14 protein-coding genes are annotated in these 12,649 nt (G+C 73.5%); 11 read left to right on the top strand and 3 right to left on the bottom strand.

Going from position 1 to position 12,649, the window contains the following annotated elements; translation table 11 throughout:
- Window positions 1-32 precede the first annotated feature (32 nt).
- On the top strand, window positions 33-956 hold the full coding sequence (locus tag ABJI51_RS37655) for an AraC family transcriptional regulator (protein WP_348955925.1): 924 nt from the start codon (window positions 33-35) through the stop codon (window positions 954-956).
- On the opposite strand, the gene ABJI51_RS37650 is transcribed toward ABJI51_RS37655, so the two are convergent.
- The gene (locus ABJI51_RS37650) at window positions 916-1,125 is read right to left on the bottom strand and encodes an amidohydrolase family protein (RefSeq protein ID WP_348955924.1); all 210 of its coding nucleotides are present in this window, start codon (window positions 1,123-1,125) and stop codon (window positions 916-918) included. The two genes, ABJI51_RS37655 and ABJI51_RS37650, sit on opposite strands and share 41 nt — an antisense overlap.
- A 208-nt stretch (window positions 1,126-1,333) precedes the next feature.
- Between ABJI51_RS37650 and ABJI51_RS37645 the strand changes: the two genes are divergently transcribed.
- The 4 genes from ABJI51_RS37645 to ABJI51_RS37630 are packed head-to-tail and all read left to right on the top strand — an operon-like array spanning window position 1,334 to window position 4,181.
- Complete coding sequence (locus ABJI51_RS37645) at window positions 1,334-1,765, top strand: nuclear transport factor 2 family protein (protein WP_348955923.1); 432 nt, start codon at window positions 1,334-1,336, stop codon at window positions 1,763-1,765.
- A 40-nt stretch (window positions 1,766-1,805) separates the two neighbouring features.
- Window positions 1,806-3,458, top strand: a complete 1,653-nt coding sequence (locus ABJI51_RS37640; protein ID WP_348955922.1) for a RecQ family ATP-dependent DNA helicase — start codon at window positions 1,806-1,808, stop codon at window positions 3,456-3,458.
- Window positions 3,459-3,482: 24 nt separating this feature from the next.
- Window positions 3,483-3,866 carry a hypothetical protein gene (locus ABJI51_RS37635; protein WP_348955921.1) on the top strand — a complete coding sequence of 128 codons (384 nt, stop codon included), beginning with the start codon at window positions 3,483-3,485 and terminating at the stop codon, window positions 3,864-3,866.
- Between the two features lie 21 nt (window positions 3,867-3,887).
- A complete protein-coding gene (locus ABJI51_RS37630) occupies window positions 3,888-4,181 on the top strand; it encodes a M15 family metallopeptidase (RefSeq protein WP_348955920.1) in 294 nt (97 codons plus the stop codon).
- A 43-nt stretch (window positions 4,182-4,224) separates the two neighbouring features.
- Here the strand turns inward: ABJI51_RS37630 and ABJI51_RS37625 are convergent, their stop codons facing one another.
- On the bottom strand, window positions 4,225-5,100 hold the full coding sequence (locus tag ABJI51_RS37625) for a LysR family transcriptional regulator (protein WP_348955919.1): 876 nt from the start codon (window positions 5,098-5,100) through the stop codon (window positions 4,225-4,227).
- Window positions 5,101-5,179: 79 nt separating this feature from the next.
- Between ABJI51_RS37625 and ABJI51_RS37620 the strand changes: the two genes are divergently transcribed.
- The 3 genes from ABJI51_RS37620 to ABJI51_RS37610 are packed head-to-tail and all read left to right on the top strand — an operon-like array spanning window position 5,180 to window position 7,877.
- The gene (locus ABJI51_RS37620; protein WP_348955918.1) at window positions 5,180-5,830 is read left to right on the top strand and encodes a mycothiol-dependent nitroreductase Rv2466c family protein; all 651 of its coding nucleotides are present in this window, start codon (window positions 5,180-5,182) and stop codon (window positions 5,828-5,830) included.
- Window positions 5,827-6,726 (top strand): EamA family transporter, encoded by a 900-nt coding sequence (locus ABJI51_RS37615; RefSeq protein WP_348955917.1) that lies wholly within the window; start codon window positions 5,827-5,829, stop codon window positions 6,724-6,726. The genes ABJI51_RS37620 and ABJI51_RS37615 overlap by 4 nt, the downstream gene beginning before the upstream one ends.
- On the top strand, window positions 6,690-7,877 hold the full coding sequence (locus tag ABJI51_RS37610) for an MFS transporter (protein WP_348955916.1): 1,188 nt from the start codon (window positions 6,690-6,692) through the stop codon (window positions 7,875-7,877). The genes ABJI51_RS37615 and ABJI51_RS37610 overlap by 37 nt, the downstream gene beginning before the upstream one ends.
- 37 nt (window positions 7,878-7,914) lie before the next feature.
- Here the strand turns inward: ABJI51_RS37610 and ABJI51_RS37605 are convergent, their stop codons facing one another.
- On the bottom strand, window positions 7,915-8,604 hold the full coding sequence (locus ABJI51_RS37605) for a helix-turn-helix transcriptional regulator (RefSeq protein WP_348955915.1): 690 nt from the start codon (window positions 8,602-8,604) through the stop codon (window positions 7,915-7,917).
- 59 nt (window positions 8,605-8,663) lie between these two features.
- On the opposite strand from ABJI51_RS37605, the gene ABJI51_RS37600 reads away from it, so the two are divergent.
- The 3 genes from ABJI51_RS37600 to ABJI51_RS37590 all read left to right on the top strand — a co-directional run bounded on the left by ABJI51_RS37600 (window position 8,664) and on the right by ABJI51_RS37590 (window position 12,538).
- Window positions 8,664-11,105, top strand: coding sequence for a LuxR C-terminal-related transcriptional regulator (locus ABJI51_RS37600; protein ID WP_348955914.1), 2,442 nt, complete (start codon window positions 8,664-8,666; stop codon window positions 11,103-11,105).
- A 67-nt stretch (window positions 11,106-11,172) separates the two neighbouring features.
- The gene (locus ABJI51_RS37595; protein ID WP_348955913.1) at window positions 11,173-12,138 is read left to right on the top strand and encodes an SDR family NAD(P)-dependent oxidoreductase; all 966 of its coding nucleotides are present in this window, start codon (window positions 11,173-11,175) and stop codon (window positions 12,136-12,138) included.
- Window positions 12,139-12,175: 37 nt separating this feature from the next.
- The gene (locus ABJI51_RS37590; RefSeq protein ID WP_348955912.1) at window positions 12,176-12,538 is read left to right on the top strand and encodes an ArsR/SmtB family transcription factor; all 363 of its coding nucleotides are present in this window, start codon (window positions 12,176-12,178) and stop codon (window positions 12,536-12,538) included.
- Window positions 12,539-12,649 lie beyond the last annotated feature (111 nt).

The raw sequence follows: 12,649 nt of genomic DNA, 5'->3' as shown, positions 1-12,649 counted from the left end.
ATGCTCGATCTGCTCACGGCTACGATGGCCGCGTGGACCTGCTGAGTGACGCGATCGCCGCCGTGCGGATCGGACGGCCCGTGTCGAACCGCCTGAGTGCGGGATCGGAGTGGTGCTACCGCTTCGCGCCGTACGAGGGCGCGGGCTTCCACGTCCTGTTGCGCGGCAGCGGCTGGCTGATCCCGGACGGCGGCGAGCCGGTGCCGCTGGGCCCGGGCGACGCGGTCCTGGTCCCGCACGGCAGCGCCCACACGTTGTCCGCGACGCCGGACGCCTCCGGCGCGGTGCCGTTCGAAGCGGCGGTCGCCGAGCCGGACGGCCGGACGGAGTTCCTGTGCGGCAAGTACCGGCTGGCCCACGGGCGGCGGCACCCGGTGCTGGCGGGCCTGCCCGAACTCGTCCACCTGCCGGCCGGCGTGGGCCGCCACCCCGCCCTCCGCGCGGCGATCGACCTGCTCGGCGCGGAGGTGGCGGAGCGGCGGCCGGGCCGGGCGACGGCGCTCGCCGGCCTGCTCGACCTGCTGCTGGTCTACCTGATCAGGGCGTGGCTGGCCGGAAACCCGGGCACGGGCTGGCCCCAGGCCCTGCGCGACCCGGAGATCACGGCGGCGCTGGAAGCCCTGCACGCGAACCCCGCGGCGCCCTGGCGCATCGAGGACCTGGCGGCCCACGCCGGCCTGTCCCGCGCAACGCTCTCCCGCCGGTTCACCGCCCTGACGGGGTATTCACCGATGGCGTACCTGACCTGGTGGCGCCTGACCACGGCAGCCCGCCTGCTCCAGGACACCGACCTGCCACTGCCGTCGATCGCGGCGAAGGTCGGTTACGGGTCGCCGTTTGCGTTCTCGCACGCGTTCAAGCGCCAGTTCGGTGTCGCGCCGGGGGCTTACCGCGGCACCGGATCGGCACCGGAGGTCAGCGGGACTGCCGGACCCCGCGGCGCCAGACCTCGGTGATCGAGCGGGTGGCCGTGATGTCGCTCGTCGGGTCGCCGTCGACCAGGAGCAGGTCGGCGCGCAGGCCCGGGACGATGCGGCCGCGGTCGGACAGGCCGAAGTGGCGGGCCGGCACGCTGGTCGCCGCCGCCAGGGCCGCCTCGTTGGTCAGGCCCGCTTCGGTCAGCACTCGCGGTGCAGGCTTTCGCCGTGGGCAGGCGCGAACGGCGTCGCGTCCGTGCCGGCCAGCAACGGCACGCCCGCCTCCCGCACCGCATCCTGCGCGCTTCGGGATGGGCGTGGCCGCCGGTGGCCACTTCGAAGTACACCAGCGTGCTCACCATGAACACCCCCTGCGCCGCGAGCCGGGAGGTGGCAGGCCCCGCGTCGACCCACACGTGGGCCAGGCCGTCGACGCCCGCGTCGAGGGCGATCTCGACCTCCGCCGCCGTGATCGCGTGGGCGATCACCGCCAGCCCCTCCGCGTGGGCCGCGCCGGTGAGTGGTTCGTCGAGGCGGCCATGGGCGGCGACCTCGAGGCACTGCTCCAGGTGCTCGCCCCGGACGTGACACTGTGGACCGACGGCGGCGGCAAGGGCGCGGCGGCCAGCCCGCACCCGGTGCACGGCCGGGACGCGGTCGCGCACCTGCTGGTGGGTGTCACGGCGAACGCGGCAGGGGCGTTCGACATCCGCTACCGCCACGTCAACGGCGACCCGTCCGCCGTCCTGTTCTCCGGCGCGGCGCCGTTCGCCGTGCTGGTCCTCGACCTCACCCCGGCAGGCGACCGGGTGCTCGGCCCGGACAAGCTCGCCAGGATCACCCGGTAGCCACCGCGTTTTCCGGGCCGGGCGCGGGTACCTGCGGCGGATGGCAGGGAGACGGGACGAACTCCAGCGGATCGCGGCGGAGACCTTCGGCTGGCCGGAGCTGACCGGTGAGCAGCTGGCGGCGATGGAGCACGTGATGGACGGCCACGACGTCCTCGCCGTGCTGCCCACCGGGGCCGGCAAGTCGGCGATCTACCAGGTGCCCGCGCTGCTGCTGGACGGTCCCGCGCTCGTCGTGTCGCCGCTGATCGCCCTGCAGAACGACCAGATCGACAGCATCGCAGACAGCCGGGCCCCGGCGGCGGTTGCCCTGAACTCCGCGCAACGGGCCGCCGAGCGCGAGCACGCGTGGGCGGCGCTGCGCCGGGGTGAGGCCGGGTACCTGTTCCTGTCGCCGGAGCAGCTGGCCTCCGAGGAGGTGCTCGACGCGGTCGCGGAACTCGGCGTCTCGCTGTTCGTCGTGGACGAGGCGCACTGCGTCTCGGCGTGGGGACACGACTTCCGGCCGGACTACCTGCGCCTGGCCCCGGTGATCGAGCGGCTCGGGCATCCGCCGGTGATCGCCCTGACGGCGACCGCGGCGCTGCCCGTGCGTGCCGACATCGCGGCCCGGCTGGGACTGCGCGACCACCGCGAGGTCCTGGCCGGCTTCGACCGGCCGAACCTGCGCCTCGGCGTCGACACGCTGCCGGACGACGAGGACCGGCACCAGGCCGTCCTCACGCGGACGCGGGCGCTCACCGCGGATCCGGCCACCCGGCCGGGCCTGGTGTACGTCACCAGCCGCAGGGATGCCGAAACCTACGCCGGGGAACTCGCCGCGGAGGGCGTCCGCGTGGCGGCCTACCACGCCGGGATGAAGGCGGCCGACCGCGAGCGGGTGCACGAGGAGTTCCAGGGCGGCGACCTCGACGTGGTCGTGGCGACCTCGGCGTTCGGCATGGGGATCGACAAGGCCGACCTGCGGTTCGTCCTGCACGCGGCCGCGCCGGACTCGCTCGACACCTACTACCAGCAGATCGGCCGCGCCGGCCGGGACGGCGAACCGGCGGAAATCACGCTCTACCACCGGCCACGCGACCTGGGCCTGCAGAAGTTCCTCACCGCGGCGAAGGCGCCCGAGCAGGCGCTGGCGGAGGTGGCCACCACCCTCGCCGGGCACGGCGAGCCGCTCGAGCCCGCCGAGCTCGGCAGGCGGGTGGACGTCTCGGCGGCCCAGCGCACCCGGGCGGTCAACCTGCTGGAGGAGACGGGCGCGGTCGGCGTCACCGCGGACGGCCGTCTCGAGTACCGTGACGCCGAAGTCGACCCCGGACAGGCTGTCGACCAAGGCGTCGAGGCGGCCGAAGCCCACCAGCGGCTGATCCGGTCGCGGATCGAGATGATGCGCGGCTACGCCGAGACGACCGGCTGCCGCCGCCGGTTCCTCCTCGGCTATTTCGGCGAGCACCTCGGGCAGCCCTGCGGCAACTGCGACACCTGCCTCGCGGGCACGGCCGAAGCCCAGCCGGAGCAGGACGGGGAGTTCCCCGCCGGCAGCGTCGTCGGGCACCCGGAGTGGGGCCGCGGCATCGTGATGTCCGCGGACGCCGACACGGTGACCGTGGTGTTCGACGACCACGGCTACAAGACGCTGTCGGTACCCGCGGTCCGGGAACACGGGCTGCTCACCGTTGTCGGCCAGGAGAAGTGACCGAGCTTCCAAGGTTGCCCGACTGTGGCAAATCCGATGGCGGCGCACCAAAATGGCGGGACACCGGCATGTTGTGATCATGAGACTGAGAACGAAAGCCGTTGCCGTCCTTGCCTTTGCTGCATCCGTCGTGCCGGCCGGTGCCACTCCGGCAGCGGCCTGCCGGCGTACGTCGCCGTCATCAAGCCCGTCACCGCGGAACGGCTCGGGTCGAGCTGGCGCGCGGGCTGCCCGGTCGGCCCCGGCCGGCTGCGGCTGGTGAACCTGAGCTTCGTCGGCTTCGACGGTGCCGTGCACCGGGGTGAGCTGGTCGTCAACGCCGACCGCGCGACCGAGGTGGCGCATGTCTTCGCCGATCTGTACTTCGGCCGGTTCCCCATCGAGCGGATGGAAACCGTGGAGAAGTAGGGCTCCGACGACGACGCGTCGATGGCGGCGAACAACACGTCGGCGTTCAACTGCCGGGCGATCACCGGCGGCACGGCGTGGTCCAACCACTCCTACGGCCGTGCGATCGACGTCAACACCGTCCAGAACCCCTACATCTCCGGCAGCGGCGCGGTGTACCCGCCCAACGGCGCGCCGTACGTCGACCGCACGCGCACCGCACCGGGCATGATCCACGCCGGCGACGTCGCCGAGCACGCGTTCACCTCCCGCGGCTGGGAGTGGGGCGGCTCGTGGGACACCCCGATCGACTACCAGCACTTCGAGAAGCCGTGACACTGGTGGATCCACCGGCAGCGCGTCATCGGTCCCGGGGGTTTCAGCCGACCGGGATGTCGAGGATGCCGAGGAACGCCTTCGCCGCGGGGGTGAGGTTGGCGCGGCTCCAGATGACGTGCTCGACGCGGGCCGGGGCGTCCGTGACCTCGATCGTCGTCACTCCGCTGAGCTGCGGCACATAGGCGGCCGGAAGCATCGCCACGGCGAGACCCGGCTCGACCAGCCGCGCGATGTAGTCCGCGGTGGTTACCTCGAACGCGACGTCGCGGGTCAGACCGGCGGCCGAGAACGCCAGGTCCGACTGGACGCGGCCCGCCGTCCCGGCAGGCAGGTCCACGAACGGCTCGGCGGCGAGCCGTCGCAGGGTGACCGTCTGTTCGGCGGCCAGGGGATGGTGGTACGCGACGACCGCGACCAGCCGGTCGCGGGCGAGTTCGTGTGCTGCGACGCCTTCGGGGCGCGTCGTGGTCGGCAGCCCGAGGAACGCCACTTCGATCGCGCCCTGCTTCACCTGCGTCACGAGATCTTCGCTGGCGCCCACGCGCAGGCTGATGCGGACCGCCGGGTAGCGCTCCCGGAAGTCGCGCAGGGCACCGGGAATGTCGACCGCCGCGACGGTCGGGATCAGGCCCACCGCCAGCCGTCCCCGTACCTCGCCCACGGCCGCGGCGACTTCGGCGGCGGCGCGCTCGGCCGCGTCCAGGCACTGCCGCGCGGCGGGCAGGAACGCCGTGCCCGCCGGGGTGAGCTGCACCCGGCGGCTGGTGCGCTCGAACAGCCGTGCGCCCAGCTCCCGCTCCAGGCGCGCGATCTGGTGGCTCAGGGCGGACTGCACGACCCGGCAGCGTTCGGCGGCGCGCGTGAAGCTGCTCGTCTCGGCCACCGCGACGACGTAACGCATCTGCTGGAGCTCCATGCATCCATCTCTAGCAGAGATCGATGAGATGACAAACATGTGTTGGACTCATTGATCGTCTTCGCGTGAGATGACGAGCATGGCAACTCCACAACGGAACGAAGGCCGCGGCACCGTCGCGGACCTGTGGTTCGACCCGCGCTGCCCGTGGGCCTGGATCACCTCCGGCTGGCTGCTGGAGGTCGAACGCGTGCGGCCCGTCGAAGCGCGGTTTCACGTCATGAGCCTCTCGGTCCTCAACGAGGGCCGCGAAGTCCCGGAGAAGTACCGGCGAGGCATGATCGAGGGCTGGGGCCCGGTGCGCGTCTGCATCGCGGCAGAACAGCAGTACGGCCCCCACGTGCTGCGGCCGCTCTACCTGGCCATGGGCACCCGGATCCACCACCGGCAGGCGGGGCTGGGCCGGGAGATGATGCTCGACGCGCTGGCCGAGGCCGGCCTGCCCGCCGGGCTCGTCGAAGCGGCCGAAGATCCCGGCTACGACGACGCGTTGCGCGCCAGCCACCGCGCCGGGCTGGCACCGGTCGGGACCGAGGTCGGCACGCCCGTCATCCACGTGCCGGGACCCGGCGGCGAGCTGGTCGCGTTCTTCGGCCCGGTGGTTTCCCCGGCACCGCAAGGGGAAGCAGCCGGACGGCTCTGGGACGGCGTCCTCGCCGTGGCGGGCACCGACGGCTTCTTCGAGCTCAAGCGGGCCCGCACCCGGGAACCCGTGTTCGGTCCGGCATGAGCCGTCCGGTCCTCACCGCGGGCGTGACGGCACTGGCACCGGCGATCTGGGGCAGCACCTATTTGGTGACCACCGAGCTGCTGCCGCCGGACCGCCCGCTGCTGGCCACCACCGTCCGCGCGCTGCCCGCGGGCCTGCTCTTGCTGGCCGGCACCCGCGTCCTGCCCGCCGGGCCGTGGCTGTGGCGCACCCTGGTGCTCGGCACGCTCAACATCGGCGCGTTCAACTTCCTGTTGTTCGTCGCCGCCTACCGGCTGCCGGGCGGGGTCGCGGCGATGATCATGGCCGTCCAGCCGATGGCCGTGCTGGTCCTCGCGGCGGTGCTCATCGGCGACCGGATCCGGCCGCCGCACGGGCTGGCCTGCGTCCTCGGCGCGGGCGGGGTCGTGCTGCTCGTCTTCAAGGGCACGGCCGTGGCGGACGCGGGCGGCGTCCTGGCCGCGGTGGCCGCCGCGGGCTGCATGGCCACCGGCATCACGCTGACCAAGCTCTGGGGCCGCCCGCCCGGGACCGGGCTGCTGTCCTTCACCGGCTGGCAGCTGACCGCAGGCGGCCTCGTGACGCTGCCGTTCACGCTGGTCTTCGAAGGGCTGCCGGACACGCTCACCGCGTCCAACGTCGTCGGCTTCGGTTACCTCGTTTCCCTGGGCGCCATCGTCAGCTACGCGATCTGGTTCCGCGGGATCGCGCGCCTCCCGGCGGCCGCGGTGTCCTTCCTCGCACTGGGCAGCCCGGTCGTCGCGACGATCCTCGGCTTCCTGTTCCGCCACGAAACGCTCTCGCCCACGCAGTTCCTCGGCATCGCCGCGATCGCCGTCGCGGTGGCGCTCGCGCAAACTCCCGACCACGGAAAGAGAAAATGGCTATCCACACCGAACACCCGCACTCGGCTCTGAGGTCGTGGCTGGGCGTCGCCGTCATCACGGCGAGCCTGTTCACCTTCGTCACCACCGAGCTGATGCCCGTCGGCCTGCTCACCCCGGTCGGCGACAGCCTGGGCATCTCGGTGGGCACCGCCGGGCTGATGGTCACCCTGTACGGGGTTTCGGCCGGGCTGGGCGTCCCGTTCATCGTCGCCTGGACCCGGCGCGTGAACCGGCGCGTGCTGCTGTCCGGCCTGCTGGCCGTGCTGGCGCTGGGCAACCTGGTCACGGCCCTCTCGCCGAACTACCCGCTCGTCCTGGCCGCCCGGCTGGTCATGGGCTTCGCCAACGGCGTCTTCTGGGCGATCGGGGTGAGCATGGCGATGCGCCTGGTGCCGGCACGGCACGCGAACCGGGCGTCCGCGATCGCGTTGTCCGGCATCTCGATCGCCACGGTCGTGGGCATCCCGCTGGGGACGTGGCTCGGGAACCTGACGGGCTGGCGCACGACGTTCCTCATCTGGAGCGGCCTCGCCGCACTGGTGTTCGCCGCGGTCGCCGTCACCGTCCCGTCGCTGCCGTCGCAGAACGCGGTGTCCGTGCGGGAGGTCTTCAAGCTGCCGCTGCGGAACGTCCGGCTGCGGGTGGTGATGATCACCGTGGTGCTGTACGTGCTCGGCCATTTCGGGGCTTACACGTTCGTGCGGCCCTGGCTGGAGCAGAACTCCTCGGCCACCCCCGGCCTCGTCGCGGCGCTGCTGATCGTCTACGGCATCGGTGGCGCGGCCGGGAACTTCATCGCGGGCCACACGGTGACCAGGAACCTGCGGGGCACGTTCCTCGCCGCCTGCGCGGGCTTGGTGGTGTCGTTGCTGCTGCTGCTCACCCTGGGCCACACGCTGACCGGAGCAGTGATCTGCCTGGCGCTGTGGGGAGTGTCGTTCGGCGCGGCGAACCTGTGCCAGGTCAACATCACGCTCGCCGCGGCCCCCGACACGTTCGAGGCGGCGATGTCGATCAACACGCTGGGGTACAACACATCCATCGCCCTCGGCGCGCTGTTCGGCGGCCTGGTCGCCGACCACGTGGGAGTCGGCGCGGCGATCTGGTTCGGGGTGGTCCTGACGGCGGCGTCGGTGGTCATGACCCTCACCAGCCGCGCGGAGAAGCCGGTCGGCGTGTGAACCAGGCCTGACCGGCAACCGGCTTCGGCCCGCGACACTAGCCGCCCGGCTGGGTCGCGGGCCGCAGTTCCACGCAGCACTCGCCCGCGCGGGGTTCCAGGACCGCTTCCACCGTCGAGGCCTGCAGCCCGGCGAGCACGCCGCCGAGGAACGCCCGGTTGAGGCCGCAAACCAGCTCCGGGGCCCGTGCCGCCAACGGGTGGAACGGGCAGTTGCGCAGGCGCAGGCACGTCGGGGTCTCGCGGTCCGGCTCGAAGCCGTGTTGCTCGACCACGGCCGACGCCAGCGTCAGCGCCCGCTCGGCACCGAGGCGGCCCGGGCGTGCCTGCGCCCGCGAGGCCGCGCCGAGGGCTTCGCCGCGCCGGTGGGCGGCGCGCAGCGCGGCCTCGCTGGACCCCTCCTCCAGCACCGCGTCGAGCAGGATCTCGGCCAGCACGTCGGGACGGCGCGGGGGAATGCTGACCCGCACCTCGAGATCGGACGGCTCGTACACCTTCGGGGCCCGCCCGACCTTGCGGACGCCGCCGACGAACTCGTACCGCGTGTGCAGCAGCCCCGCCGCCACCAGCTTGTCCAGGTGGAACGCCGCCAGCTTGCGCGAGATCCCCACAGCCTCGGCGGCTTCGTCACGGGTGACCGGACGCCGGGCCTGGCGGATGTGCGTGTACATGCCGCGCCGCAAGGGGTCGTCCAGCGCCGCGAGCGCGCTGATCGGCTCCGCGTCCATCTTCGCAGGTTAACACCCATCTCAGCCCGATCTCAGTCCGCGTTCCGTAGCGTCGGCGGGTGTTCGTGGGACGGAAGGCGGAGCTGGCCCGGGTCCGGCAGGTGTGCCGGACCGGCGGGGCCCTTGTGGTGCGCGGCGAAGCGGGAATCGGCAAGACGGCACTGATCACGGCCGCGACGGAAGGCCTTCCCGTCGTGCGGATCAGCGGGGTCGAAGCCGAGCTGTCGCCTGCCTACGCGGGTCTGCACGCGCTGGTGGCCCAGCTGCCCGGGCCGGTCCCGGCGGCGGTGGCGATCGCCGTGGGGCTGCGGGACGGGACGACCACCGACCTGGCCACCGGCACGGCGGTGCTGCGGATGGTGGACGGGCGCACCGTGGTGGTGGACGACGCGCACCACCTGGACCCGGCGTCGCTGACGGTGCTGCTGTTCGCCGCGCGCCGCCTGGTCTCGGGCGCGATGATCTTCGCCGTCCGCGACGCCGGGCCGTCCGGGCTGCCCGAGCTGCACCTCACCGGCCTGCCCGACGAGGACGCCCGGAAGCTGCGCGGGCCCTCGGCGAGCGACGCCCTGCTGGCGGCGTGCGCGGGCAATCCGCTGGCGTTGCTGGAGGCCGACGTCGAGCACCTGCTGCCGGTGAACGGCACCGTGCCGCTCGCGGACCGGCTGCAGGCGGCCTTCTCGGCGCGCGTGGCCGGGCTGCCGGTGGCGACGCAGGAGGCGCTGCTGGACGTTGCGGCGGGCGAGAGCCGGTTCGTCCCGGCGCTGGTCCCGGCCGAGCGGGCCGGGCTGGTCGTCGTCGACGGCGGGGTGCGGTTCCGGCATCCGCTCGTCCGCTCCGCCGTCTACTGGGGCAGCCCGCTCGACCGGCGGCGGGCCGCCCACGCCCGGCTGGACGGGCCATGGCACCGCGCCCTCGCGGCCGACGGTCCCGACGAGTCGCTCGCGAAACGGCTGGAGCACGAAGCCGAACGCCTCACCGACCGCGGGGGCGTCGCGGCCGTCGCGGCGATCCTGCGCCGGGCCGCCGCCCTTTCGGAGGACGCCCAGGCCCGGACCCGCCGGCTCGCCGGCGCGGCCTACGCGGCGTGGAAGTCCGGCCGTCCCGGCGTGGCCAGGGACCTGCTCGGCGAGACGAAGGGCCGTCCCGCGGACGAACCGACGCGGCGGCTGCTGGCCCGTCTCTCGGGCATGGTGGAGCTCTACAGCGGCGACCAGGTCACCGCCTTCCACCGGCTCGTCCGCGCCGCCCGCCGGATGCCGCCGGACGAAGCGGCGAGCACCCTGTTCGCCGCGGGCGACGCCGCCATCCACGCCGGCCTGCCGATGGACTGGCTGACCGACGGCGTCGACGCGCTGGACTGCGATCCGGGCTTCGCCCGCCTGGCCCGGCTCTTCGTACGGGCGGCCGGGGGACGGCTGGACGTGCCGCCGGGTCAGGTGTTCGACACCCTGCCGCGGACGGCCGCGGCGTCGCCCGCACACCGGTGGGTGCTGCCGATGGCGCTCACCTGGCTCGGCGGCGATCCGGCCGAAGCCCGCGAGTTCTGTATGCAGGCGTGCGAAGCGATGCGGGAGCAGGGCATGCTGACGATCTACGCCGCCGTGCTGCCGTGGCTGGCCGAACTGGAGTTCCGGCTCGGGCACCTCGCCGAGGCGCAGGCGCGTGCGGAGGAGGGGCTGCAGCTCGCCGGGGATTTCGGCCAGCACGCACGGATCCCGGACTTCGAGGCGATCCTGGCGCTGGTCGCCGCGGTCCGTGGCGACGACGACGCCTGCCGGGGCCACGCTCGGTCCGCCGTCGCGGCGGCGGCCGCCACCGGCAACCGGTACGCCGCGGCCACGGCGACGTGGGCGCTGGGCATCCTGGCCCTGGGCAGGCGGGATCATGCCCGGGCTGCCGATCTGCTGGCCACGCTGAGCGTGCCGGGTGCCTTGACCGCGCACGACCTCGTGGCGCGGGCTGCGGCCTACGACATCCGGGAAGCCGCGGGTGGGGTGTCGGTGCTGTCGGATGGTGTCGTGGGTGGGGGTGGCGCGTTGGTGTCGTCGGCTGTTGTCGCGGGCGGGTCTGGCGCGCCGGTGCCATCGGCCGGAGCCGCAGACGGGCCCGGTCCGCTGCTGCCGTTCCACCACGCCCGCGCGGTGCTGGCCGAAGGCGAACGGCTGCGGCGCGAACGCCACGTCGCCGACGCCCGGGCCCGGCTGCGGACCGCGCTGGAGTGGTTCGAGCGGCTCGGTGCCCGGCGGTGGGCCGAGCGTGCGGGCGTCGAGCTGGCGGCCGCCGGCGGGACCCCGGCCGCGGCGGGCGCGCTCACCGCGCAGCAGGCGCAGATCGCCCGGCTGGCCGGGGAGGGTTTGAGCAACAAGGAGATCGCCGCGCGGTTGTTCCTGAGCCCGCGGACGGTCGGCTACCACCTGCACAACGTCTTCGCTCGGCTGGGTGTCTCGGCCCGGCACCAGCTGCGGGACCTGGACTTCGCCGCCGACCGGTCACCATGACAGATGGCAGGGCCGCCCGTCCGCGCGAAGCTGGACATCGTCCGAGCACCGACCCAGGGGAGAGACGATGTCCACAGAGGACGAGAACGCCGGCGCGGCCCAGCCGCCGTCCGGGAAGACCTACAGCAGGCGGCGGCTGATCACGTCGGTGTCGGCCGCCGCGGGGGTGGCGGCGGTTGCCGGGGTTGCCGGCGGCGTGGCGCTCGTGCAGGGCGGTCAGCCGACGCCGCAGATCCAGCCGTCCGCGGCTCGGCGGTTCGACGGCAAGGTCGTGCTGGTGACCGGCGCGACGTCCGGGATCGGCCGGGCGGCCGCCCTGCAGTTCGCCCGCGAGGGCGGCAAGGTGGGCTTCTGCGGCCGCCGGGCCGACCGCGGCGCCCAGGTCGAGCGGGAGATCCGCGCGGCGGGCGGCGAAGCGCTGTACGTCCAGGCGGACGTCCGCGAGCCGGCGCAGGTCCAGGCGTTCGTCGACCGCGTCGCCGGCCACTACGGCGGGCTGGACGTCTGCTTCAACAACGCGGGCATCACCATCCAGAAGAAGCTGCACGAGTACTCCGCGCAGGAGTGGGACGACGTCGTGCACACCGACCTGCGCGGCAGTTTCCTCGCGCTCAAGGCGGAAATCCCGCACCTGCTCGCCCGCGGCGGCGGGGTCGTGCTGATCACGTCCTCGTCGGTGGCCGTCCAGGCGGGTCCGGGCCAGGCCGCCTACGCTGCGGCGAAGGCCGGGCTGCTCGGGCTGGCCAAGTCCGCGGCGCTGGACTACGCGGGCGACGGCATCCGGATCAACACGCTGCTGCCCGGGACGACGAACACCGAGCTGGTACGGCGTGTCGCGGGCACGGAGAACCTGCCGGACGTCGCGTGGGACGCGATGGCCAAGGTGTGGGCGAAGTCGAACATGACGGGCCAGCGCCGGATGGCGACCGCCGAGGAGATCGCGGCGTTCGCGGTGACCCTGGCATCGGCCGACTTCCCGTTCCTGACCGGATCGCAGCTGGCCATCGACGGCGGCATCGGTGCCTACGGCTGAGTTGTCTCAACATATCAACGGACGTTAGATTGTCTGGGTGAGCGACGACCGGTGTGAGCTGTTGTGCCTGGATCTGGACCACGCGGAGGCCCTGCGGGTCACGTTGCCCGGCGACGACGCGCTGAGGGCACGCGCGGACGTCCTGCGCGCCCTCGGCGACCCGACGCGGCTGCGGATCGCGCACGCCTTGGCCGTGGGGGACGAGCTGTGCGTGTGCGACCTGGCGTGGATCGTGGGGTCCTCGCAGGGACTGGTGTCCCACCACCTGCGGCAGCTGCGCACGGCCGGGCTGGTGACCTCGCGCCGGGACGGGAAGCTGGTGATGTACCGGCTGGCCGAGCCCGGCCGCCGGGTGCTGGCGACCGTGGCCGCTCCGGTGGGGGAGGGGCAGCCGGGATGAGTGACGCGTGTTGCGGGCTCCCCGGGGAAGTTGGGGGCGTTCCCGTGTTGGCCGGGGACGGCCGCCGGGTGCTGGCGACCGTGGCCGCTCCGGTGGGGGAGGGCGGCCGGG

The sequence above is a fragment of the Amycolatopsis melonis genome, from assembly GCF_040064235.1.
In the GTDB taxonomy this organism is placed as follows: Bacteria; Actinomycetota; Actinomycetes; order Mycobacteriales; family Pseudonocardiaceae; genus Amycolatopsis; species Amycolatopsis melonis.
This window is presented reverse-complemented; position numbering and strand designations above follow the sequence as displayed.